This is a genomic window from Rhodococcus sp. OAS809 (assembly GCF_040546695.1).
GTDB lineage: Bacteria > Actinomycetota > Actinomycetes > Mycobacteriales > Mycobacteriaceae > Rhodococcus_F > Rhodococcus_F qingshengii.
Window position 1 is genome coordinate 4,081,066 of record NZ_JBEPOI010000002.1, and the last position, 22,671, is coordinate 4,103,736.

22 protein-coding genes are annotated in these 22,671 nt (G+C 62.5%); 12 read left to right on the top strand and 10 right to left on the bottom strand.

Features of this window, described 5'->3' with window-relative positions; genetic code table 11:
* Positions 1-3: 3 nt before the first annotated feature.
* Entirely contained in the window at positions 4-945 is a 942-nt protein-coding gene (locus ABIE52_RS22040; RefSeq protein ID WP_058227430.1) for an NAD-dependent epimerase/dehydratase family protein, read from the bottom strand.
* 134 nt (positions 946-1,079) lie between these two features.
* Between ABIE52_RS22040 and ABIE52_RS22045 the strand changes: the two genes are divergently transcribed.
* From ABIE52_RS22045 to ABIE52_RS22055, 3 genes are read left to right on the top strand one after another with little or no spacing between them, the layout of a single operon-like run.
* A complete protein-coding gene (locus tag ABIE52_RS22045) occupies positions 1,080-1,775 on the top strand; it encodes a TetR/AcrR family transcriptional regulator (RefSeq protein ID WP_020971476.1) in 696 nt (231 codons plus the stop codon).
* Between the two features lie 53 nt (positions 1,776-1,828).
* Positions 1,829-2,434 carry a YqgE/AlgH family protein gene (locus tag ABIE52_RS22050; protein WP_003942572.1) on the top strand — a complete coding sequence of 202 codons (606 nt, stop codon included), beginning with the start codon at positions 1,829-1,831 and terminating at the stop codon, positions 2,432-2,434.
* 55 nt (positions 2,435-2,489) lie between these two features.
* Positions 2,490-2,708, top strand: a complete 219-nt coding sequence (locus ABIE52_RS22055) for a hypothetical protein (RefSeq protein WP_007729106.1) — start codon at positions 2,490-2,492, stop codon at positions 2,706-2,708.
* Here ABIE52_RS22055 and ABIE52_RS22060 read toward each other — a convergent pair.
* Together ABIE52_RS22060 and ABIE52_RS22065 are read right to left on the bottom strand one after the other, a co-directional pair.
* A complete protein-coding gene (locus tag ABIE52_RS22060; protein ID WP_003942582.1) occupies positions 2,701-3,681 on the bottom strand; it encodes a bile acid:sodium symporter family protein in 981 nt (326 codons plus the stop codon). The two genes, ABIE52_RS22055 and ABIE52_RS22060, sit on opposite strands and share 8 nt — an antisense overlap.
* Positions 3,682-3,685: 4 nt before the next feature.
* On the bottom strand, positions 3,686-4,855 hold the full coding sequence (locus tag ABIE52_RS22065) for an MFS transporter (RefSeq protein WP_192712804.1): 1,170 nt from the start codon (positions 4,853-4,855) through the stop codon (positions 3,686-3,688).
* A gap of 162 nt (positions 4,856-5,017) precedes the next feature.
* Between ABIE52_RS22065 and ABIE52_RS22070 the strand changes: the two genes are divergently transcribed.
* Entirely contained in the window at positions 5,018-5,713 is a 696-nt protein-coding gene (locus ABIE52_RS22070) for a FadR/GntR family transcriptional regulator (RefSeq protein ID WP_030537479.1), read from the top strand.
* Here the strand turns inward: ABIE52_RS22070 and ABIE52_RS22075 are convergent.
* Positions 5,682-6,641, bottom strand: coding sequence for a DUF1648 domain-containing protein (locus tag ABIE52_RS22075; RefSeq protein ID WP_354541532.1), 960 nt, complete (start codon positions 6,639-6,641; stop codon positions 5,682-5,684). The genes ABIE52_RS22070 and ABIE52_RS22075 overlap by 32 nt on opposite strands.
* 5 nt (positions 6,642-6,646) lie before the next feature.
* Positions 6,647-7,141: an SdpI family protein gene (locus ABIE52_RS22080; RefSeq protein WP_003942484.1), complete on the bottom strand. Its 495-nt coding sequence runs from the start codon at positions 7,139-7,141 to the stop codon at positions 6,647-6,649.
* Between the two features lie 101 nt (positions 7,142-7,242).
* Between ABIE52_RS22080 and leuS the strand changes: the two genes are divergently transcribed.
* Both leuS and ABIE52_RS22090 read left to right on the top strand, forming a co-directional pair.
* The gene (gene leuS / locus ABIE52_RS22085; protein ID WP_021332602.1) at positions 7,243-10,089 is read left to right on the top strand and encodes a leucine--tRNA ligase; all 2,847 of its coding nucleotides are present in this window, start codon (positions 7,243-7,245) and stop codon (positions 10,087-10,089) included.
* Between the two features lie 427 nt (positions 10,090-10,516).
* Positions 10,517-12,022, top strand: a complete 1,506-nt coding sequence (locus ABIE52_RS22090; protein WP_042451764.1) for an MFS transporter — start codon at positions 10,517-10,519, stop codon at positions 12,020-12,022.
* Between the two features lie 66 nt (positions 12,023-12,088).
* Here the strand turns inward: ABIE52_RS22090 and ABIE52_RS22095 are convergent, their stop codons facing one another.
* The 5 genes from ABIE52_RS22095 to ABIE52_RS22115 are packed head-to-tail and all read right to left on the bottom strand — an operon-like array spanning position 12,089 to position 17,057.
* A complete protein-coding gene (locus ABIE52_RS22095) occupies positions 12,089-12,607 on the bottom strand; it encodes a hypothetical protein (RefSeq protein WP_007729094.1) in 519 nt (172 codons plus the stop codon).
* 18 nt (positions 12,608-12,625) lie between these two features.
* The gene (locus tag ABIE52_RS22100; RefSeq protein WP_192712803.1) at positions 12,626-14,089 is read right to left on the bottom strand and encodes an aldehyde dehydrogenase family protein; all 1,464 of its coding nucleotides are present in this window, start codon (positions 14,087-14,089) and stop codon (positions 12,626-12,628) included.
* A gap of 31 nt (positions 14,090-14,120) precedes the next feature.
* Entirely contained in the window at positions 14,121-15,497 is a 1,377-nt protein-coding gene (locus ABIE52_RS22105) for a glutamine synthetase family protein (RefSeq protein ID WP_099696898.1), read from the bottom strand.
* Complete coding sequence (locus tag ABIE52_RS22110) at positions 15,494-16,267, bottom strand: SDR family NAD(P)-dependent oxidoreductase (RefSeq protein WP_021332597.1); 774 nt, start codon at positions 16,265-16,267, stop codon at positions 15,494-15,496. Before ABIE52_RS22110 ends, ABIE52_RS22105 begins: the two co-directional genes overlap by 4 nt.
* Positions 16,251-17,057 carry a gamma-glutamyl-gamma-aminobutyrate hydrolase family protein gene (locus ABIE52_RS22115; RefSeq protein ID WP_225320216.1) on the bottom strand — a complete coding sequence of 269 codons (807 nt, stop codon included), beginning with the start codon at positions 17,055-17,057 and terminating at the stop codon, positions 16,251-16,253. Before ABIE52_RS22115 ends, ABIE52_RS22110 begins: the two co-directional genes overlap by 17 nt.
* 201 nt (positions 17,058-17,258) lie before the next feature.
* Between ABIE52_RS22115 and ABIE52_RS22120 the strand changes: the two genes are divergently transcribed.
* The 6 genes from ABIE52_RS22120 (at position 17,259) to ABIE52_RS22145 (ending at position 22,633) form a co-directional block, all read left to right on the top strand.
* Positions 17,259-17,981, top strand: coding sequence for a FadR/GntR family transcriptional regulator (locus ABIE52_RS22120; RefSeq protein WP_021332595.1), 723 nt, complete (start codon positions 17,259-17,261; stop codon positions 17,979-17,981).
* Between the two features lie 98 nt (positions 17,982-18,079).
* Positions 18,080-19,510: an APC family permease gene (locus ABIE52_RS22125; RefSeq protein ID WP_050655905.1), complete on the top strand. Its 1,431-nt coding sequence runs from the start codon at positions 18,080-18,082 to the stop codon at positions 19,508-19,510.
* Between the two features lie 54 nt (positions 19,511-19,564).
* The gene (locus ABIE52_RS22130; RefSeq protein WP_192712802.1) at positions 19,565-20,245 is read left to right on the top strand and encodes a hypothetical protein; all 681 of its coding nucleotides are present in this window, start codon (positions 19,565-19,567) and stop codon (positions 20,243-20,245) included.
* A gap of 65 nt (positions 20,246-20,310) precedes the next feature.
* On the top strand, positions 20,311-20,685 hold the full coding sequence (locus tag ABIE52_RS22135) for a nuclear transport factor 2 family protein (protein ID WP_003942502.1): 375 nt from the start codon (positions 20,311-20,313) through the stop codon (positions 20,683-20,685).
* A 1-nt stretch (position 20,686) separates the two neighbouring features.
* A complete protein-coding gene (locus ABIE52_RS22140; protein WP_058227436.1) occupies positions 20,687-21,643 on the top strand; it encodes an alpha/beta fold hydrolase in 957 nt (318 codons plus the stop codon).
* A gap of 33 nt (positions 21,644-21,676) precedes the next feature.
* The gene (locus ABIE52_RS22145) at positions 21,677-22,633 is read left to right on the top strand and encodes an SMP-30/gluconolactonase/LRE family protein (protein WP_054827735.1); all 957 of its coding nucleotides are present in this window, start codon (positions 21,677-21,679) and stop codon (positions 22,631-22,633) included.
* Positions 22,634-22,671 lie beyond the last annotated feature (38 nt).

Genomic DNA, 22,671 nt, shown 5'->3' on the forward strand with positions numbered 1-22,671 from the left:
GGTTCAGGCAGCAGCGGCGCGAGCCTGTTCCGCGCGCCACCACGCGACGGTCTCTTCGGCGGCCTGATCGAGCGGCGTCGGCGAGAGTCCGAGCAGCACTTCGCTGGCACTCGAGTCCATGACGAACGGCTTGGTGAACTGGTAGTTCATCTCAGCGAGTTCGCGGCTGTCGGTGTTGATCTTGCCGACGGCGTCGAGCACCCATGCGGGCAGTACACCCACCTTGGCGGGGGATGCCCCGGCGGCTCGGGCGAAGGCCTCGGCGATCTTGCGCTGAGTGAGCGCGGGGCCGGTGGGTGCGTGGAGGACGGAGTTCCAAAGTTCGGGGTTGTGTGCCGCCGCGATCATCGCTGCTGCGAGATCGGGGATGTAGGTGAAGGAGTGCGGCTGATCTGCGGAACCGATGACACGAATCTTCTTACCTGCCATGACTTTCGGAACCATGCGCTCGCCCGCGTGGGCGGTGCGGACGCGGGGACCGAAGAAGTCCGAGGCCACGACGCTGACGGTGGGTGTTGCAGAGGCCTCGCGAGCGCGCAGCAGCGCGGTGCGCACGCCGCGCTTGCCACCGGTGGCGTTGCGTGGATCGGATTCGGTCATCAGGGTGTCGGAGTTGTAGGCGTAGAGGCTTTCGGGGAAGACCACGACGGCACCGATGGATGCGGCCGCGTCGAGCACAACCTTCTCGGCCGCCGGGAGTTCCCGCTCCCAATCGGCTGCGTTGTAAGCAGCGTGGATGCAGTGGTAGATGGCCGTGGCGCCCTCGCTGACCGAGCGCAGGGCCTCGGCGTCCGAGACGTCGACGCGTCGGCGGTCGATCAGCGGGTGCTCGGGCCCGCTGCCGGACCTGGTCAGGAGCCGGACGTTGATTCCCTGCTCGGCGAGCTGTAATGCGACGGCGGATCCGACGGGTCCTGCTCCGGTGACGATTTCGAGGTTCGACATGGTGTGCTCCTTCTTGTTTCGAGTGAACTGAGAGCACTGCTCTCGTTTTCAAGAATGCACCCGCGCCTCGGTGCTGTCAAGAGCAGTGCTCTCTTTTGTTGATAGTGCTCTCGGTCATGGGGCAAGATGGACTCATGGTTGGGACTCCCCGAGAGCGGGCGCGCGAACAGACGCTGCAGGACATCACCCGGATCGGGCGCGAGCATCTTGCTGCCGTCGGCGCCGCCGCGTTGTCCTTGAGGGCCGTCGCGCGTGATCTGGGAGTCGTGTCCTCAGCGGTGTACCGCTACGTCGCCAGTCGCGACGAACTGCTGACCTTGCTGGTGGTGGACGGGTACACGGAACTGGGCGCGGAAGTGGACTCCGCCGTGAATGCCGTTGCAGCAGAAGATTTTCGCGGACAGTTCATTGCTCTCGGACGTGCCGTCCGGAGTTGGGCGATCCGGGAGCCGGCTCGATACGGATTACTGTTCGGCAGCCCCGTCCCCGGTTACGACGCTCCGGGCGAGCAGACCACCGGCCCCGGCACCCTCGTCGTGACCCGGCTGATCGGGATCATCGACGCCGCCCATCGCGCGGGTGCACTCACGGTGCGAGAGGGCCCGGACCTGAGTGACACGTTGGCAACGGACCTCGAGGGAGTGCGGAAAGAACTGGGCACCGACCTGCCGCCGGATGCCGCGGTGCGCGCAACTCTCGTCTGGGTATCGCTGTTCGGTTCGGTGAACTTCGAGGTGTTCGGGCAGTACGGAAGCGATACGTTCACCGACGCGAGCGAGATTTTCGAGCGGCATTTGGCACTACTTGCCGATGTGGCGGGTCTGACCTGAACACGCTTGTGTCTCGTTCCTCCGCGCGCAGTTGTCGGTGAGATGATGTCCTTGTGGCGCACGCAGAAGAACCCGAGGATCGAATGGCCTGGATAGAACCGGAGGTTCGTCCGGGCAGTTTGTTGGTGTCGTCGACCGATCTCACGGAACCCGCATTTCGCCGCACCGTCATCTACATGATCGAGCACAACGACGCCGGGAGCCTGGGCGTCGTCGTCAATCGGCCGAGTGAGACGGCCGTGCAGAACGTGTTGCCGCAGTGGTCACCGCTGACCGCGCATCCTTCGGCCCTGTACATCGGTGGACCAGTCAAGCGTGACTCGGCGCTTTGCCTGGGCATCGCTCGCAACGGTGCGCGGATCGACGGCGTCGCCGGCCTGCGGCGGGTGGACGGCAAGGTAGTCATGGTGGATCTGGACTCGGACCCGGAGGTCATTGCTCCTCTGGTCGAAGGGATCCGCATTTTTGCCGGGTACTCGGGTTGGACTCTGGGCCAGCTGGATTCGGAGCTCGAGCGTGAAGACTGGATGGTGATCAGCTCGCTGCCGTCGGATGTGCTGACGCCGCCCCGAGTCGATGTCTGGGCACGGGTGCTACGACGCCAGCCGCTACCCGTGGCGATGCTGGCCAGCCACCCCATCGAGGTGGAACGAAACTGACTTGTCGGAGGTCGATGATATTCCTGTGTCATCGTTTTCGAGAGAGGTGGCAGTAATGCTCGCTGAGCGTCAGATCCAGTGCGCGGATTGTGTTTCGGATGTCGATCACTGCCACGATTCTTTGCTACGGCATGCCGACGGATCACTCGAATGCACCGGCGCGAACTGCCTCGACCTGGCATCGGTCCGCCATGCGCTGTCCATCGATTGTGCTGAACTGCAGGGCGGTTGCGGCTGCGTCGACGCGACCCGAGGCGAGTTGCTCGCTAGCTGACGCTGACCGGATCCCGATTCGCGAAGCGTTGCGCCATCGCAGCACAGACGATCAGTTGGATCTGATGGAAGATCATCAGCGGCAACACGATCAGGCCGACGGGCTGGCCCGCGAACAGTACAGCCGCCATCGGTAGGCCCGTTGCCAAGGACTTCTTCGACCCGCAGAAGATGATGACGATCTGATCGGGAAGATCGAACCCGAGCTTGCGCCCCGCGAGAGTGGTCACGCCGAGAACCAGCGCGAGAATCAGGCAGCACACGATTGTGAGGATCACGATCTGCCAGATCGTGATGGTGCTCCAGATCCCCTCTTTCATGCTTTCGCTGAAGGCGGCGAAGACAACGAGGAGGATCGATCCGCGATCGACGTACTTGGTGGGTTCGGCGTACTTCTGCAGCCATCCGATCACCAGCGGGCGGATCAGCTGACCGACGATGAACGGGATCAGCAACTGCACGACGATGTCGAGGATCGACGAGAAGTCGACCGTCGCCTGGCCGGTGGTGTTCATCAGCAGAACCACCAGCAGCGGTGTGACGAAGACGCCGATCAGGTTGGAGAACGACGCACTGACGATCGCGCCCGCGACGTTCCCCTTGGCGATCGAGGTGAACGCGATCGAAGACTGAACCGTCGACGGAACCAGGCACATGTAGAGGATGCCGGTGTAGAGCTCGTCGCTGATCAGCGTCGGTGACAGGAATCGCAGTGCTAGGCCGATCAGTGGGAACAGCACGAACGTCGCGGCGAGGACGACGGTGTGCAGTCGCCAGTGCTTGACGCCCTTCCAGGCTTCCTGCGGCGAGAGCCGTGCGCCGTAGAGCAGGAACAAGAAGCCGATGGCGATCTTGGTGGCCCAGTTCAGAATGCTCTCCGCGGTACCCGATACCGGGAACACACTTCCGAGCACGCCGGCGATGATGATGCCGAGGATGAACCCGTCGATGTAGAACCTACTGAGAAACTTCACCTGGCTAAGGATAACGGCGTGCGTCGACGGGCTCTCGAGCCCCACGAAGGTTGAAGCCCATCACGGCCAGGCACAGCAGCGTCCCGACGATCGACAGCTCGATGATGGCCGTCTGCATTCCCTGGAGGGTGATGGCGATACCCGCGATGATCGACGGGATCGCCAGTCCCGCGTAGCTGACGGTGAAGAACGCGGCCAGAACTCCGCCGTGGCTCTCGCGGGCGTGGGTCCGGGCGGCGGCGTTGACGCGCTTCATGCCGCCGGCAAACGCCAGACCGTGCCCGGCGCCGACCACGACGGTGATGGCGCCCAGCAGTGCCAGGCTCGGGACGAGGTCGACCACGAGGAGGCCGATCATTCCCAGAGCGAGGATTCCCAGACCGACGGTGACGGACGTGCGCGGGTCCATGCGGCTTCCGCCGAGTTGCGCGACCACCGAGCAGATCATCACCAGTGCAGCTGCCCCGCCGCCGAGCAGAAGGTTGTCGATGTTCAGCAGGCTGGTCATCCACGACGGGACCACCGACTGGAAGAGCCCGACCGCGCCCCACGACAGCGCGACGGCGAGCGAGCTGAGCCAGAAAGTCTCGCGAATAGTGGCGGGAACATGTGGCATTTGGAAGAACCGCTTCGGGCGTGTGACGTCCCCGATCCGCGGAAGTAGCAGCAACACGATCAGTGCCGGGATGAACGCGACGAGGAAGATCAGATACGGCAACCGCAGCGGTTGTGGAAGGTACTGGGCGATTGCACCGGACACGAGTGGTCCGAGCGCACCGCCCAACGCGCCCGTCACCGTCGATACGAGCGCTGCTCGTCGGTGATCGAACTTCGGTTCCTGCTCCACCAATGCGGCGCTGCCCGCCGCACTGGCCGCGCCCACCGCGATTCCCTGGGCAATCCGGCCGACGAACAACCACACCGTCGCGTCGGCAAATGCCAGAACGAGCGTGCCGACGACGCTCAGAGCGAGTGCAGTAAGGAGCACGGTGCGTCGGCCGAGGGCGTCGGACAGCGGTCCGAAGAACAGCAATGCCGGAACGAGGCCGGCGACGTAGACGCCGTAGATCAGCGTCTGGATGGTGGGCGTGAATCCGAACTCGGTCCGGTACAGCCCGTAGACGGAGGTGGGCATGTTCGCGCCCAAGAGGATCACGGTGAGGACGTAGCCCACGCCGTAGAAGTGTCGATTGGTGCGGCGTGTGCGTTCTTCGGTGGCGACAGCTGTGGCGGACGTGGGAAGCCCCTCCTGAAGACAGAGTGCGAAAATACATGGGTCGTCCTACGTATCGTAGGTGAGTGGAATGATCGCCGCTAATGCTGTGAGGATGAGCTGATGACCGTTGTTCGCAAAGAGTCCGCGTACGAGCAATCCCTCGACTGGATGCGCACGCAGATCTCCGACGGCGTCTGGACAGTGGGCAATCGTGTTCCGACCGAGCCGGAGCTGATGAGTGTTCTCGGCGTCGGCCGGAACACCGTGCGCGAAGCGATCAAGACATTGACCTCGACGGGAGTTCTCGAGATCCGTCGCGGATCAGGGACCTTCGTGCGCGCTCGGACCGACATCGGCGGACTGCTCGGCAAACACGCGTCCGTCGACGAGATGAAATACGTCTTCGAAGTGCGTCGTGCGCTCGAGATGGAAGCGGTCCGGTTGGCGTGTGAGCGTCGCAGCGACGACGACGTTCGGATACTTCGTGAACTGGCCGCCAAGCGTGATGTCCCAGCGGAGAACTTCGTCGACGTCGATCTCGCGTTTCACATTGCCGTTGTCGATGCCGCCCACAATCCCGTGCTGAAAGATCTGTTTGCCGGAATCCTCGAAACAGTTCGAGCCACCTACGAGGTGACCGAAGGGGTGCATCCGCCGTCTCTGACGTCTTCGCATCATCAGGGAGTTGCCGAAGCCATCGCCGAACGCGATGTCACCAAAGCCAGGGCTGCGGCGTGTGGGTATCTCGAGAAGACTCAGGAAGCGATCGGTTCAGGCTCGGCGGTTACCGAGTCCGGGCGTCGGCCAATCGATTGAGTGACCCCGCGATGTCTTTGGCTTCGGGTGTCGTGATCGTGAGTCGGTCGCCACAAGCGAACGTGATGACCACCGCTGGTCCGGTGCGGGTGACGACGCCGTAGTTACGACGACCCTTGGTCTTGAGTCCCCAGCCGCCGAAGTCCGCGAACGGTTTGATCTCCGCGACGTCGGCTCCGACAACTTCCTCGATGCCGTAGGTCATCGCAGCCATCCCCATGTTGATCACCCGGATTTCCCGTTCGTCGACGATCACCCGGAAGCGAACCAGGCTGACGACGAGCAGTCCGAGTGCCCCGAAGATGAACAACGGCCAGAGTGACCGCATCGCCAACGCCATGATGACTCCGGGCGCCAGAGTGATCGCAGTGAGGATCACCGACCCCTTGGTGCTGAATCCGACGTCGTCGGAGATGGGGAGAGCGCAGCGGCTTCGCGGCAACCCGGCCGAGGGTTCGATCGTGGCAAGAGTGCGGACGCGGTAGTCACGCAGGAACGAGGCGCCGATCCACCCCACCACCCCGCCGATGACAAAGCCGACACCGAGAGACCACAGCGGGAGTGACGTCGTGGATGGATCGGTGACATCGAGTTGGGTGTAGAGCAAAGCGAAGTTCGCTGTCGTGATGAGCCCGACCACGCTCAGCCCGACAACTAACATGAATCGGCGCATCATCAGCATCGCGGGAGCAAGAGCAGCAATCGCACTCAGGCCGCCACCGAAGAGCAGCGTCAGAAGTGTAATGGTCCAGGCGTTGGCCGACGGGGTGGAGAATCCGTCCGGCGAGGTGGTGGTCCAGTGAGTCGCGATCTGTTCCGGGAGGCGGGGCTCCCAAATTTTTGTCAGGACGAAGCCGAAGACCGCACACAACAGCGGAACGACTAGCCCGAATACGACCCCGGCCGGGTCGACCACGCGATGTTTCACGTGAATCAATGAGCCGGCTGGCAAGCATCCTTGAGCGCGCAGGCACCGCAGGAAGCGGTGCCGCAAGCGGCAGCGTTCGCCTTGGCCTCGGGGGTCTCCGCCACCGGCTCGTCGGCGGCAGGCTCGGAGTGTCCGCCGCAGTTGCAGTCGTTACCGCATCCGCTCTGCTGCGGGAGCGCGGCGGCTGCGCGGGTGCCGATGCCTCCACCGAAACCGGCAGTGAGGACGGCGACGACGACGGCGATGATCGCGACGGCAATGCCGAAGACTCCGCCGATGGTCAGTGCTGCGACTCCGCCGATGACCAACATTCCAGCGGCCGCGAGCATGGTCGGACCGGCCACCTTGTTGGCGAGGGCGAACGACTCCTCGCTCCGCAGGGAATCCTCGGTGCGGACACCGGCCCAGCGGTTGCGCGGGAGTTTGCCGATCAGTCCGGCGACAGCAACTCCACCGACGGCGACAGCGAGCACGAATAGCACCACAGCGACAACGATCACCCATACAGGATAGGCGCGAGTGGAGTTGATGGTATGCCCGGGTCGTGCAGGCTCTACCCTGGTTATCGGTATTTCCGTCAGCCAAGTAGATAGCGACCACAGTGACCGAGTCTCCGCAGTCCCCCGATTCACCAGCCGACGCAACTCCGCAGCACCGCTACACCGCGGAGCTCGCCGGCCAGATCGAGCAGCACTGGCAGGACCGCTGGAGTGAGGAAGGCACGTTCAACGCGCCCAATCCGGTCGGTCCGCTCTCCTCGCCCGACGGTGTTCCCGCCGACAAGCTCTTCGTGCAGGACATGTTCCCGTACCCCTCGGGTTCGGGCCTGCATGTCGGTCACCCGCTCGGATACATCGCTACGGACGTCTTCGCGCGCTTCCATCGCATGCAGGGCCGCAATGTCCTGCACACCCTCGGCTACGACGCCTTCGGTCTCCCGGCCGAGCAGTACGCCGTGCAGACGGGTACCCACCCACGGACCACCACCGAGTCCAACATCGCGAACATGAAGCGCCAGCTGCGACGCCTGGGTCTGGGCCACGACGAGCGTCGTAGTCTCGCGACGACGGATGTCGACTTCTACCACTGGACGCAGTGGATCTTCCTGCAGATCCATGGCGCCTGGTACGACAAGGAAGCCGGCAAGGCGCGTCGTATCTCCGAGTTGGAAGCCGAGTTCGATTCCGGTGAGCGCGCTCTGGAAGACGGACGCGAGTGGGCTTCGTTGGACGTGGCCGCGAAGGCCAAGGTTCTGGACTCGTACCGCCTTGTCTACCAGTCGGATTCGATGGTCAACTGGTGCCCCGGTTTGGGTACCGTCCTGGCCAACGAGGAAGTCACCGCCGACGGTCGTAGTGACCGCGGAAACTTCCCAGTCTTCCGTAAGCATCTCCAGCAGTGGATGATGCGCATCACCGCGTACTCCGATCGCCTGGTCGACGACCTCGAGTACTTGGATTGGCCGGACAAGGTCAAGGCCATGCAGCGCAACTGGATCGGACGCTCGTACGGTGCCGAAGTTACCTTTGCCGCAGGCGAGTACGGCGTCGATGTGTTCACTACCCGTCCGGACACGCTGTTCGGCGCCACCTACGTGACGCTGGCTCCTGAGCACGACTTGGTGGACAAGCTCGTCGCGGACGAGTGGCCCGAAGGTGTCGACGCGCGCTGGACTGGCGGTGCCACGACTCCGGCGGAAGCTGTTGCTGCATACCGTAAGTCGATTGCCGCCAAGACCGACCTGGAGCGCCAGGAAAACAAGGAGAAGACGGGCGTCTTCCTCGGTTCCTACGCCGTCAATCCGGTCAACGGACACAAGGTTCCGATCTTCATCGCCGACTACGTTCTGACGGGTTACGGCACCGGTGCGATCATGGCAGTTCCGGGACACGATCACCGTGACTGGGAGTTCGCGAACGCGTTCGGCCTGGATATTCTCGAAGTTATTGCCGGTGGCAATGTTTCGGAGGCTGCGTACTCCGGTGACGGCCCGCTGGTGAACTCCGACTACCTCGACGGGCTGGACGTTGCCGAGGCCAAGGCGACCGTCATCAGTCGCCTCGAGGAGAGCGGCCAGGGCAAGGGCACCATCCAGTACAAGCTGCGCGACTGGCTTTTCGCGCGTCAGCGTTACTGGGGCGAGCCTTTCCCGATCGTCTACGACGCGGACGGCAACGCACACGCTCTGCCGGATTCGGCTCTGCCCGTGGTGCTTCCGGAGGTCGAGGACTACGCACCCGTGTCCTTCGATCCGGACGACGCCAACTCCGAGCCCTCTCCCCCGCTGAACAAGGCGACCGACTGGGTCAACGTCGAGCTCGATCTCGGTGACGGTCTGCAGACCTACCACCGCGACACCAACGTCATGCCGCAGTGGGCAGGTAGCTCGTGGTACCAGCTGCGCTACATCGACCCCACCAACCAGGACGCCTTCTGCGACCCGCAGAACGAGGCGTACTGGACGGGCCCGCGTCCGGAACTGCACGGCCCCAACGATCCCGGTGGAGTCGACCTGTACGTCGGCGGCGTCGAGCACGCAGTGCTGCACCTGCTGTACTCGCGCTTCTGGCACAAGGTTCTGTTCGACCTGGGCTACGTGTCCTCGAGCGAGCCGTACCGCCGCCTGTACAACCAGGGCTACATCCAGGCATTCGCGTACACCGACGCCCGCGGCGTCTACGTGCCGGCAGAGGAGGTCGTCGAGCGTGACGGCAAGTTCTTCTACGAAGGCGCCGAGGTCAACCGCGAGTACGGCAAGATGGGCAAGAGCCTGAAGAATGCCGTTGCGCCGGACGAGATCTGCGCCGAGTTCGGTGCAGACACTCTGCGTGTGTACGAGATGTCGATGGGTCCGCTGGACACCTCGCGTCCGTGGGCAACCAAGGACGTCGTCGGTGCTGCGCGATTCCTGCAGCGAGTGTGGCGCGTCGTCATCGACGAGGAGACCGGCAAGCCCCGTGTCACCGACGAAGCTCCTGGTGAAGAGACGCTGCGTGCGCTCAACAAGGCGATTTCCGGTGTCATCGAGGATTACACGGCGCTGCGCGACAACACGGCCGCCGCGAAGCTGATCGAGTACAACAACCACCTCACCAAGGCGTTCCCGGGCGGTGCGCCGCGTGCTGCTGTCGAGCCGCTGGTGCTGATGCTCGCTCCCCTGGCGCCGCACCTCGCGGAAGAGCTGTGGTCGCGTCTGGGTCACACGGAATCCCTTGCGCACGGACCCTTCCCGGCAGTCGAGGAGAAGTGGCTCGTCGAGGATACCGTCGAGTACCCGATCCAGGTCAACGGCAAGGTTCGTAGCCGCATCAGCGTCCCGGCGGATGCCGATCGCAAGGCTGTCGAAGAGATTGCGCTGGCCGACGAGAAGATCGTCGCTCTGCTCGAGGGCAACGCACCCCGCAAGGTGATCGTTGTGCCGGGCAAGATGGTCAACATAGTTCTGTAGGGCCTTCGGCCCCTGTGCGCCGTTTTGGTAGTTACCGCTACCGAAACGGCGCACAGTCGTTTCTGGGGGATGATTCCCGAAGTTGACACCGAGGGGGGAACCTCAAAGGCGGGATCGTCAAGTACGGGGTGGTCGGTATTTCGAAGATGGGAATGGCTCCACGTTCAAGTTCGAACCGAAAATCGTTGCCGTTGCTCATAATCCAAGGCCAGGTTCGAGTTTGTGATGCCAATCAGTCGTTGTCCTGAATGTCCCGCTCCACGGAACATTTGGTAGCGCGTGTTCGATGTGAGGGCTGTGATGCACGTAACACGTTGCCGAGAGCGGTAGCTGTCGTTCCACTGCACTTCCCCGCAAGGCCCCCGTCGGCGGTATTCGACAGGGGGTCAATCGAATTTTGTAGGTGTCCCGAAAGGATCTTCCAGCCATGGCGTCTCACGTCCACAGCTCCGGTTCGTCTCCTAGTGCGCCCGAACCGACATCGATACCGGAGCGTTGGACTCCGCGACTGGTGTTCTCTCTGGCGTCGATCGTTCTACTTCTCGAGATGCTCGCGGTGAGCTACATGATGATTTCCACTGCGCTGCCGGCCATCTCGACGCATTATCAGACGACGCAGGGAGCATGGCTGCTCACGTCGTTCTTGCTGCTGGGGGCGGTCGCGTCTCCTCTGCTCGGAAAGCTCGCCGACATGTACGGCAAGCGAAAAGTCCTGCTCTTGGCGGTCGCCGGCGCAGCGGTCGGATCCTTCATTTCGGCGGTTGCGCCGAGCTATGCCGTCCTGATTCTGGGCCGGTCATTGACGGGTCTGCTCGTTCCCTGCCTCTTCCTGAGCTACTCCCTCATTCGAGATGTCTTCCCGCCGAAAACTGTTGCGCTGGCGGTCAGTATCGCGACTTCCGGTATGGGTCTGATCGCGATTCCGGCGCCGTTCGTCTCCGGTTGGTTGATCGACAACCACGGGTTCCGGAGCATCTTCTGGTTCTTTGTCGTCGGGCTGGTTCTCCTCGGCGGCATGATCTTCGCTTCGACGGCGGAATCGACTGTCCGACTTCGCTCTTCGCTGGACCTGATCGGTGCGGTACTGCTCGGATCGGGCATCGCCGGAATTCTGATCGGCGTCAGCTTCGGACCGACCTGGGGCTGGAAGAACGGTTCGACACTGGCCTACCTGATCGGCGGCGTCGCACTGTTGGTGGCTTGGGTTGCCTCTGCCCGAGCCATCCGCGAGCCCTTGATCGACCTGCGCTACTTCGGCAAGCGTTCGGTGATGCTCACTGCCGTCGGTGCCGGGTTCTGCTACGGCGCGTCGGGAGTCTTCACGATTCTGCTGCCGATGATGGTGATGACCCCAGCAGTTCTCGGCCTGGGATACGGATTCGGCGTCACGGCAGAGGGATTCGCGATCTTCCAGGCGCCGCTTGGCGGCATGGTGGTGGTCGGTGGTTTGATCGTGGGCTTCCTCGTGGGGCGCAACATCCGGCCCCGTCTGCTGATGATCATCGGAATGATCCTCATGGCAGTCGGATTCACGTTGACGGCAACCATTCACGACAACAAGCCTCTGCTCATCATCTTTGCCGGAATCTTCGGTGTCGGTATGGGTATGGGCTACGCCTCCATCCCGAACCTGCTCATCGAGGCAGTGCCGCCGCAGTTGCAGGCAACCACGGCGAGCATGGTTGCGGTCTTCCAGAGCATCTTCCCCGCAGTGCTTCCCGTCATCGCCTTCACGGTCTTGAACTCGCACATCGCGATGGCGATGGAGGGCGCTGTCTTCTACACCGACGAGGGCATGCGTATCGCGTTCCTGATCGGTGCTGCTGCAGCAGTTCTCGGCGCGATCGCAGCCGTGTTCCTGCCGCGAAACATCGTCCAGATCGGCGCAGAAGACGGTGTGCAGCAGGAGACGTCCCTCCTCCCGGCTCACTGATCACACGATGATGTGCGGCTACTGGCCAACTTCCGTAGCCGCACATCGCCGTGGTGCACTTCGACGTCATGCAAGATGAATCTCCTGCAGCGAGATCTCACCCCGCAGCGGACGCTCTGCGACCTGTGCCAGATCAGATACGAATGTGTCCGCGATCGATCGGGTGGTGGTGAGTTGTACCGACAGTACATTGTTCGCTTGACTGCACACAGTTGCGCCGTGCCGGTACGCCACCAGCGCCACGGGATCGACGCGTTGGAAAGTCGCGGTGACGTGTAGGCCGACCTGTGGTGTCACCGGAACGAACGGGCCGTGGTCCGTCTTGATGCGAACTATCCCGATGATCTTGTTGAGACGCTTGATCAACATGGCGTCGGAGATCGTTGCCGGGCAACGGTACGCGATCGACATTCCGGTGACTCCCGGCGATGTCACGGATACCCATGTAGACAGGCTGACGACCTCGACGCCGAGCTTCCACCCCAGCGACGAAATACGTGCGAGAACCGCCGCGGTATCGTGGCATTCGACCACCATGGTGCCCACCCGACTCGTATCGGTGCCCACCCGAGCCGCTTCACCCATTTCCTCGACCTCCTCCGCCTAGAGAGGAAGTCCGGGCGCATCGACCCCGATGATTCTCGATCCCCGGAAGAAGTCGAGAAGCTCTGCGTCGCCGTGTGCGCCGATACCGCTTCCGCCCCAGAAACTCTGGGTCGAGTGGTCGTCTAGGTCCAGGAGGCTGGTGCTGTTGATCTTGTTCTCACCGCAATCGATTCGGGTCGCAAGTTCACGAGCGGCGTCGACGTCGGCGCCGAACACGTATCCGGCCAGGCCGGTATCGAGAGCGTTGGCCTCGAGCAGAGCTTCCTCGTCGGATGATGCTCGGTGCACCGTCAGGATCGGCCCGAAGGTCTCCGATTTGGTCTGCTCCGACGAGATTCCGCGCACCACTGTCGGTGGGAAGAACCATCCGGAATCGTCAGGCACGGGGGTGCTCGAGACGGCCGTGCCGCCCACGCCACGGAGGAACTCGACGGTATCCCGCATCCGTTGGAGTTGAGGCTCGTTCGCCTGCGGACCCATCGTGGTGTTGGCGTCATCGGTTCGGCCGAGTGCGATTTCGGCCGTGCGGTCGAGTATTGCGTCGACAAGCCGGTCGTGAAGGTGCGGCGGCACGAAGACGCTTCCCGGACTCTCACACCATTGCCCGTTGAGTTTGGTGAACCCGTCGACGAGTGCGGTGGCAGTCAGATCGATGTCGGCGTCGGCGCGGATGATCACGGGGTTGTTGCTGCCGAGCTCGAGTTGAAGAGCCTTGAAATCGGTAGAAGCTGCAGCGGCGATGGAACTACCGGCCGCTCGGCCGCCGGTGAACGCCAGTGCTCGGATTCGTCGATCGGAGGCCAGTAGATGCCCGACGTCCCCGCCTCCGTGAACGAGTTGAAACAGAGCTTTCGGCGCGTCGACTTCGGCGATGGCACGTGAGATCGCCTCGGCAAGCACGTTGGGTCCTGACGGAGCCCAGTTGGAGGGCTTGGCGATGACCGGAGCACCTGCGGCCAAAGCGAATGCGGTCTTCTTGGCGGTGATGAAGCTCGGTGCGTTCCACGGTGCGATCACAGCGGTCGGGCCCCACGCCAGCCGACGTAATTGTGCACCTGACGCCAGCTGCTCGAACCCGGAGGAGTTCTTCAGATGCGTTGCAGCACTGCGGAACAGATCGGGAAGTCCGCCGGCGAAAAGTGTGCTGATCGAAAGCGGAAGGCCGTTGTTCTTGGAGTCCTCACGAGCGATCGCCGCAGTCCGTTCTTCGACAAGTTCAGCCGTTCTCTCGAGTAGGCGCACCCGGTCGGCGACCGATCGACGGGTCCAGACACCCGATCGGTGAAGTTCTGTCGCGGCGGTGATCGCCCTCTCCGCCTGTTCGGTGGAGGACGAGAGTTGGGCTTGCAGTTTCTCTCCGGTGTCGGGATCGGTGAGAAATTCGCCGAGGTCGATAGCCGGTGTTTCGACGTTTCCGTCGATCGTGTTGTTCTGGGGCACGAGTGAGCATGAAGTGGTCATGACTGTCCTTCGTGGCGAAATCGTTTGTAGGTCAGATGTTGTCGAGGTAGCGTTCGCGTTCCCAGTCGGTGACCGCGGACATGAAGGAATCCCATTCGTCCTTGGCGACCGCCGCATAGTGCGATACGACGTCGGCGCCGAACGCCGCGAGTGCGAACTCACTGGCCTCGAGCGCACGCGCCGCTTCGTCCAGTGTGCCGGGCAGCGGTTGTTGCTTCACCTTCTCGAGTGTGTCTGTGTCGCTGTACCCGTCGCGTCGTACCGGTGCGCCGGGATCGAGCTTTCGTGTCAGACCGTCGTTCATCGACGCCAGAACGGCGGCGAGTGCGAGATACGGATTTGCGTCCGCCCCTGGCAGTCTCATTTCGAGACGGTTGGCGGACGGTGCACCGGTGATGAGTCGGCAGGTGGTAGTCCTGTTGTCGAAACCCCAGGTCAAGCCGTTCCCCGAGAAATCGTGGCTGGCTCTGGTGCGGCGCATCGAGTTGATGGTCGGCGTGTAGAACAGCATGAGTTCCGGGCAGTGCTCGAGAACTCCGCCGACGGCGTGCAGCAGTTCGGCGCTCGCGGTGTTTTCTGCGCTTTCGTCGTGGAATGGGAAGGTGTCGTCGCTCCGCATGGACGCGTGAATATGACACGACGAGCCCATGCCGTCGGTGCTCGGACGTGCCATGAAGGTAGCAGTGAGCCCTTCTGCCGCAGCGACGTCGTGGACGACCTGCTTGAATAGCACATGGCGGTCGGCCATCTCGAGGGCGGTTCCGTATTCGAGGTTGATCTCCCACTGGCCCAGGCCGTATTCGACCTGAGAGACCTCCACGGGAATCGCGCTCTCCTCCAACGCGGTTCGTACCTTGCGGAAGAAAGGTTCCATCGCGTTGCCGGCGGTGATGGTGTAATCCGAGGGCACCAGGGTGGTGGGTTCGAGATCCCGATAGCCGCTGCGCCGCAATGCGTCGGGGGTACCTCGGTAGAGGTGGAACTCGAGTTCCGTTGCCGCGTAGACGGTGTGGCCGTCAGCTTCGAGCTTGTCGATCTGTTTGCGCAGGATCGTGCGCGGTGCGATCGGGACCATCTCGCCGGTATGTTCGTCGACCGAGTCAGCGATGACGATGGCAGTGGACTCGAGCCACGACGCGCGTCGCAGTGTTCCCAGGTCAGGTTGCAGGCGGAAGTCATGCCAGCCGGTGTGTCCGCCGGCGTAGTCGACAACGAGTTTGTCCATGCGTTGGCTGGCATCCCAGGCATACACACAGGTGCACACATGCAGACCCTCGTCGATGTTCGCGAGGAAAATTCGCGTCGGGACTCGTTTGCCGATCAACCGTCCGTAGAGGTCGATACCGGCGATGAGGACGGTGTCGATGTCGGACTCGGCGAGCTCGGCCGTGGTGAGCCGGCCTTTCATCGGGCAAGCCATCCGCCGTCGACGGGCAGCTGGACTCCACTGATGTAGGAGGCGTCGTCGGAGAGCAGGAAGGAGACTGCAGCACCCATGTCCTCGGGGCGGCCGACGCGCGGCACCAGGAGCCTGGACTTCATGAAGTCGAGAACTTCGCCGGAGGAGACGTCGATGCCAGGCAGGAAGGCGGTGGGGACCGGCCCGGGGGCGATCGCGTTGACTCGTACGTTGTACCGCGAGAGTTCGACGGCCAGAGCCTTCGTCAGCATCTTCACTCCACCCTTCGACGCGTTGTAGTGGACCTGTGCGAAGCCCTGGGAGGACACGACCACGTCCGCTTCCACCGTCGACAAGTTCACCACAGCGCCGCTGTTGCCGTCGCGGAAGTACGGGGTGGCGATCTGCGTGACGATGAACATGCCCTTGAGATTGACGTCGAGGACGAGGTCCCACTCTTCGTCGGTGAGGTTCTCGAGAGAACTCATCGTGATCAGGCCGGCGTTGTTGACGAGGTAGTCGAAGCGTCCCCATTCGGCGACGGTGGCTTCGAAAGCGGCGCTCACGGCGGCGCGGTCGCGCACATCGGCCTCAAGGGCGAGCGCGGGTGTGCCGTACTGCGATTCGATAAGTGCGACGGTCTCCTTTGCACTTTCGATGTGAAGGTCCACGACCGCGACGCGGGCACCGTCGGAGGCGAGGCGCAGCGCGATGCCGCGGCCGATTCCGGAGCCTGCACCGGTGATCAGGGCAACCTTGTTCTCATGCGTACGTGACATTGTTGTCTTCCATTCTGTGATGATCGATCTGGTGAGAAGAATTGGTCCGACGGGAGGTTGCAGCGTCGACGAGCCACGAGAAGAGCGGGTCGATTTCGACGAAGAATTCGGGGTGCCACTGCACGCCCACCACGGGGCGATCGGCGGCCTGGATGGCTTCGGCGACGCCGTCGAGCGCGCGTCCGACGATCCGAAGCCCGCTCCCCGGGGTGTCCACGGCTTGGTGGTGAAGGCTGTTCACGTGAATGCTGTTGCCGTACAGACTGTATGGGATGGAGCCGGATTCAAGGGCGACCTGTTGTGGTCGGTAGGAACGCGGATAGCCGAAGAAGCTGTGCGCCTCACCGGCGTCGGTCGGAAGGTCGGCAACCAGTGTGCCGCCGCGGGCGACGTTGACGACTTGGTGTCCTCGGCACACTCCCAGGATTGGCAGTCCGATTTCCCAGGCTGCATCGACCAGGGCGAACTCGAATTCGTCCCGAGCGGGGTCGATGGGTGACGAGTTGGGGCCGGGGGTGCGGCCGTATCGTCGGGGGTCCACGTCGGAACCACCGCTGAGGACGAGGGCGTCGAGATGCTCGACGATTCGGCGCGGATCACTGTGGATGCTCAGCAGGATCGGTTGACCACCGGCGGCGCGGATCTTCGACGGAAAATCGGTGAAGAACATTTCCATCAACGCGTCGCCGACGACGTTGGGTAGTGACGGCCCGCCGCGGTCGACGCGGCCGGTGACTCCGATCAGGGGCATGGCGGGGAGTGCCTCCGCCGTCATCGTGAATTGGGTCATAGGAGCGAGCATAGAACCATTGAATGGCTTTTCGCTAGAGTTTGGCTTGTAAAGTTGGGGTAACGGGTTCGAAGTGCCGCGCGCTGCTGTATCTATTCAAGGACAGTTGCGAATGGGAGCGTTCGATTTCGTAGGTCAAGACGAAGCGTACGAGGACGAAGCTGAAGAGTCGGTCCAGGCACCGAGTAGGGGGTACGAGACGTGCAGATCGACAAGCTGCCGGCCATCGAATTCATGGTCAGTGCACCGACGTTGGGGGAGGATATCGCTCGACGCTTGCGACTGCTCATTCACAGCGGCGCGCTCAGCCCCGGTGATCGCCTGCCATCCGAGCGTGAACTGTCTCAGCAACTCGAAGTCGGTCGAGTCAGTGTGCGAGAAGCGGTCCGAATCCTTCAGGCGATGGGATACATCGAGGTGCGGCGAGGAGCCACGGGCGGATCGTTCGTTTCGGAGTTGACCAGGCCTTATGAAGACTGGGTTGGCCAGTTGAAAGCGCGAGAAGCAGACATCGACGAGATCGTCGACCTCCGTATCGGGTTGGAAATGCGCACGGCAAGCCTCGCGGCGGTCCGGCGAACCGATCGTCATCTTCTCGAGTTGCTCGAATCCATTGAGCAATTGGGGGTTTCCGGAAGTCGGGGATCGTTCCGGGCTTGTGACGCCAGGTTCCACGGCGGTATCGCCAGAGCGGCGGGAAACAGCAGGTTGGAGGCCGCTGTGGTCGAGGCTCGCGGCGAAATGTTCGTCCCCGTCGATCATCTCGTGTTCGAAGACCAGGTCGAGGCTTCGAGGGTGGAGCACAAGGAAATCTTCGAGGCGATCAAGCGGGGCGACAGCGCTCGCGCGGCGGAGGCAATGGAACGTCACATTCTGCACGCAAAAGACGAGCTCAAACGCTTGGCGCTGCAGGAAGAAGGCTGACGGGAGCGCGACGAACGGACGGTTCGTCCCGTTTTTCGCAAGTAAAAGTTTTGTGAATTGGGTCCCGAATCGACTTCAATGGTTCTAATATCGCCCGTATGACCCATACTTCCGTCAATGCTTCACGTGATGCATCCGGCGATGACCGAACTCTTCGAGGCTCGCTGGGTACCGGCTCGATAGTCCTCATGGTCGTTGCCGCAGCTGCTCCCCTGACTGTGATCAGTGGTCTTGTGCCGCTGGGTATTTCCGGTGGCAACGGTGCGGGCTTCCCCATGACCTTCGCCGTGACAACCGGTGTACTTCTGCTCTTCGCCGTCGGGTTCACCGCGATGTCGCGTTACATCCCGGGAACCGGAGCGTTCTATCTCTACATCGGACATGGTCTCGGCCGTGGTGCCGGCGTCGGCAGTGCGATGTTGGCCCTCGTCAGTTACAGCACAGTGCAATTGGCCGTATACGGCTACCTCGGCCCGGCAATGAGTTCGTTGATCACCTCCTACGGTGGTCCGGAGGTGCCGTGGTGGATCTTCTCGCTCGCCTCGTTGGCTCTGGTAGCCGTCCTCGGATTTCGTCATATCGAATTGTCGGGCAAGGTGCTCGGCATCCTGTTGATCGCAGAGGTCGGGATCGTAGTCGTACTCGACGCTTTCATCATCGCCGACGGTGGTCCGGAAGGCCCGTCGACAGCAATGTTCTCTCCGTCGGAAATATTCTCCGGATCCCCCGGCGTCGCATTGGTATTCGCGCTTGCCGGTTACATCGGGTTCGAGTCGACGGCGATCTTCCGTGACGAAGCGAAGGATCCCGCGCGGACTATCCCGCGAGCGACATACGCCGCCTTGATCCTCATCGGCGGCTTCTACGCTCTCTCCAGTTGGGCGGTTGTGACAGCCTGGGGCGACAAGGGTGCAGTGGACATTGCGGGTACTGACCCCGACGGCATGCTGATCACCACTGCCACCGACTTTGCCGGAACGGTGACAGCCCACCTGATTCAAATTCTGTTGGTGTCCAGTCTCTTTGCCGCAGTTCTGTCTCTCCACAATGTCTTGGCCAGATACATCTTCGTTCTGTCGAACACCGGCGTTCTGCCGGGCGCAGGTGGGCGGACGCACCGCGTGCATGGTTCGCCGCACATCGCGTCAGTGGTGCAATCCTGCTGTGCTCTGGTACTTCTCGGAGCTTGCATCGTCATCGGTCTGGATCCGGTGACACAGATCTTCGCGTGGTTCGCCGGCGTTGCAACGGTGGGGATCGTGGCTCTCATGTTGCTCACGTGCCTTGCGGTGCTCGTCTTCTTTCATCGTACGAAGGTCGATCAGCGATTCTGGCACACCAAACTTGCCCCGAGCTTGGGCCTTGTCGGGCTGATCGGATTCGCGATCGCCATTGCCGGAAACCTTCCGCTCCTACTGGGCGGCAACATTCTGGCCGTGGTGATGACCGGGGTGCTGGTGCTCGCGTTTGTCGGTGGATTCCTCTATGCGCGACGACGGAAGCAAGTGAGCTTCGAACTCCCGTCGTGAGAGGGCTTTCGGTGAAATGATGGGTGCACCCGCACTCGAGAAAGCAGGACTCCCATGACGTTCGCGGATCTGGACGGTGACGAACTGTGGAGTTACCTGACGGAGCGTTCAGGATTGCCCGGCCCGCGCGCGAACCTTGGGCTCATGCTCGAGTTCGCGCGCGGCGCCGATGACGACGACATCCTGCTGGCGGCGGAGTCCGAGGACGAATACATCCGCTGCTGTGGGATCGTCGGGCTCGGATTCATCCTTGTTCGTTCACGCGACAAGGCTGTTCTGAACAGTCTCACGGAGGCGACCACCAGTGCGTCGTGGCGTGCACGTGAAGCTGCCGCGATGGCCGTTCAAGCGATAGGCGACACGGATCCGGAATTGTTCCGGGCGATCATCGAGCAGTGGGCGCGCTCCACCCATCCATTGACGCTGCGCGCAGCGCCTGCCGGTATCTGCGAGCCACGGTTGCTGAAGGACAAGACCAACGCTGCGCTGGCCGTTCAGGTGTGCCGAGACGCTACCGAGTGGATCGTCTCGCAACCGGATGACGCCCGTCGTGACGCCGATACACGGACTCTCCGGCAGGCGCTCGGATACTGCTGGAGTGTCGCGGTTGCGGCGGATCCGGAGAATGCACTGCCGGCATTCCTCTCCCTGGAGGCGTCGGACGACGCCGATGTCGTCTGGATCGTGCGGGAGAACCGGAAGAAGGCTCGCCTGCGCAAGGTGCTCGAAAGCTGACCCGTGGAACAGAGTCGTAGGTTATCCTCAGAATTAGAACCTGTTCTAACTACGAGGGGTAGACCATGGCACCGTCCGCAGAGGTAATCCGCAAGACCGTCGACGCCTACATCGAGACCGTTGCGACGGGCACTGCTGCCCAGGTTGTGGCCCTGTACGCAGAGGGTGCAACGGTTGAAGACCCGGTTGGTACCGACGTGCGCACCACCCGCGAGTCCATTCTCGAGTTCTACTCCGTGATCGAGAATTTCGACCAGGAAGCTCACCTTCAGACCCTCCGCATCGCCGGAAACGAAGCGGCATTCCACTTCTCGCTGATCACCAAGCTCGGCGAGCAGACCCTGACCATCGCACCCATCGACGTCATGACCTTCGACGACGACGGAAAGATCCTGTCGATGCGCGCATTCTGGAACCAGGAAGACATGATCACCGCCTGACATGACGGTCAAGACGATCGACGTCGACGGATTCTGTTGGCAGATCGACGATTCCGGTTCCGGGACAGCTGTGGTCATGTGCCACGGCTTTCCCGGCCTCGGATACAGCTTTCGCCATCAGTCGGCAGCGTTGGCGGAAGCGGGTTTTCGGTCGATTGCACTCGACATGCCCGGTTACGGCGGCACTACCCGCCCCGACGCGATCGAGGATTACACCAACGACGCCGTCGCGAACCGGCTGATCGACCTACTCGACGCTCTCGGAATCGACAAAGCGGTGTTCGTCGGACACGATTTCGGCGCTCCGGTCGCGTGGACGACAGCGCTTCGTCACCCCGATCGCGTTGCGGGACTGGTCTCCTTGGCGGTTCCCTATGCGCCGGACAGATTCCCGGCCAAGCCCTCGACGATCTACGCCGCCTTGGCGCGAAAGCACTTTCTGCACATTCACTATTTTCAGGAACCGGGTGTCGCGGAGCGCGAACTCGACGCCCGTCCACGTGAATTCCTTCAGCGGCTCTTCCACGCCTTGTCCGGGGCTTACCGGTACCTCGATGTGTGGAAGAACCCGTCCGAAGGAAACGGCTATCTCGACGTACTTCCCGAGGCGCCGGCGTTGCCGTGGTCGTGGCTCACCGAGGATGATTTGGATGTCTATGTAAAGGCCTTTACTGCAACAGGTTTCACCGGTGGCTTGAACTGGTACCGAGCGTATGACGCCAATTGGGAGCGCAGCGCGGATCTGGACGGCGCGCACATCGAGGTCCCGACGCTCTTCGTTGCGGGCGCGGAAGACCCGGTCATCGCGATGAGCGGTCCCAAGGCACTGGACCGAATGAAGGACACTGTCCCCGACCTGCGGGGTGTACATCTCCTCGGCGGTGCGGGGCACTTCGTACAACAAGAACGCGCTGTCGAGGTCAATGAACTTTTGATCTCTTTCCTTCGGAGTCTCTAGGCGAAATCGGACAGAGGGTCTAGCGTTGCGCAGATGCGCACCAGGATCTTCGATCGCGGTATTCGTGTTGGTATCACCGGTGCTCTTGTTGCCGGTTCGCTTCTGGCTCTGGGCGTGTCCGGTGCCGCCGCCGCGCCGCCTTGCCCTGGATCGTCACCCGCCATACTCAGCGCCCAGATTCCGGGTGCGGCCCTCGAGGGTGTCACGGTGGACGGGCAAGGGCGCCTGTATACGACCGACCTGGTGAGTGGGCGGATCTTCCGCGTCGACGGGCCTGGTCAGGCCGCAGTTCCGATCGCGACGGTTCCCGGCGGTGCGGGCGCACTCGCGTGGAGCCCGGACGGTTCACTGCTGGTGGGTACCGGAGCAAACGCCGGCGTGCTGATCGGCGATCTGACGCGTGCTGCGTCGGTCGCGCGGGTGGACGTGAACTCGGGCGCCGTGACGCCGATAGCCGGTGGTCTGAGCGCTGCAAACGGCCTTGCTGTCGCGCACGACGGGACGATCTACGCCACCAACGATTTCGGTTCGCTGATCGGAAAGGTCAGCCCGAATGGTTCCGTCGACCCGGCGTGGGCAACCTTCCCGAGTGCAAACGGCGCTGCCCTGAGCGCCGATAATCGCTGGCTCTACGTTTCGCGCACGTTCGCAAACCCGGGTGTCAGCCGCATCTCCGTGGACAATCCGGGATATTCGGAGTCGTTGGTCGATCTCGGTGGTTTTGAAACCTTTTCTGCCCCAGATGGTTTGACCTTGGACTCGCGAGATCGCGCAATTATTCCCACGGACATCAGTGGTGAGGTGTGGCGGATCGACGGACCCGGCCAGTACTGCTCGCTCACCAGCGGACTGCAAGCGTCGAGTGTGTTGACCTACGGGCGTGGCAATTCCGGTTTCGCGGCCGGGCATCTCTACCGCGCCGGGTTCGACGGAAAGATCTTCGAGATTCCGGCCGGCTTCGACGCGGGCGCCCAGGCCGCAACCCCCTGACGCGACACCCTGACGCGACTTACCCACTACTGATGCCG

Bases quoted from the DNA above. Each gene is read 5' to 3' on its own strand.
- ABIE52_RS22040 (WP_058227430.1), bottom strand. From the start codon at position 945: ATGTCGAACCTCGAAATCGTCACCGGAGCAGGACCCGTCGGATCCGCC.
- ABIE52_RS22045 (WP_020971476.1), top strand. From the start codon at position 1,080: ATGGTTGGGACTCCCCGAGAGCGGGCGCGCGAACAGACGCTGCAGGAC.
- ABIE52_RS22055 (WP_007729106.1), top strand. From the start codon at position 2,490: ATGCTCGCTGAGCGTCAGATCCAGTGCGCGGATTGTGTTTCGGATGTC.
- ABIE52_RS22070 (WP_030537479.1), top strand. From the start codon at position 5,018: ATGACCGTTGTTCGCAAAGAGTCCGCGTACGAGCAATCCCTCGACTGG.
- ABIE52_RS22090 (WP_042451764.1), top strand. From the start codon at position 10,517: ATGGCGTCTCACGTCCACAGCTCCGGTTCGTCTCCTAGTGCGCCCGAA.
- ABIE52_RS22095 (WP_007729094.1), bottom strand. From the start codon at position 12,607: ATGGGTGAAGCGGCTCGGGTGGGCACCGATACGAGTCGGGTGGGCACC.
- ABIE52_RS22100 (WP_192712803.1), bottom strand. From the start codon at position 14,089: ATGACCACTTCATGCTCACTCGTGCCCCAGAACAACACGATCGACGGA.
- ABIE52_RS22105 (WP_099696898.1), bottom strand. From the start codon at position 15,497: ATGAAAGGCCGGCTCACCACGGCCGAGCTCGCCGAGTCCGACATCGAC.
- ABIE52_RS22110 (WP_021332597.1), bottom strand. From the start codon at position 16,267: ATGTCACGTACGCATGAGAACAAGGTTGCCCTGATCACCGGTGCAGGC.
- ABIE52_RS22115 (WP_225320216.1), bottom strand. From the start codon at position 17,057: ATGACCCAATTCACGATGACGGCGGAGGCACTCCCCGCCATGCCCCTG.
- ABIE52_RS22125 (WP_050655905.1), top strand. From the start codon at position 18,080: ATGACCCATACTTCCGTCAATGCTTCACGTGATGCATCCGGCGATGAC.
- ABIE52_RS22130 (WP_192712802.1), top strand. From the start codon at position 19,565: ATGACGTTCGCGGATCTGGACGGTGACGAACTGTGGAGTTACCTGACG.
- ABIE52_RS22135 (WP_003942502.1), top strand. From the start codon at position 20,311: ATGGCACCGTCCGCAGAGGTAATCCGCAAGACCGTCGACGCCTACATC.
- ABIE52_RS22140 (WP_058227436.1), top strand. From the start codon at position 20,687: ATGACGGTCAAGACGATCGACGTCGACGGATTCTGTTGGCAGATCGAC.
- ABIE52_RS22145 (WP_054827735.1), top strand. From the start codon at position 21,677: ATGCGCACCAGGATCTTCGATCGCGGTATTCGTGTTGGTATCACCGGT.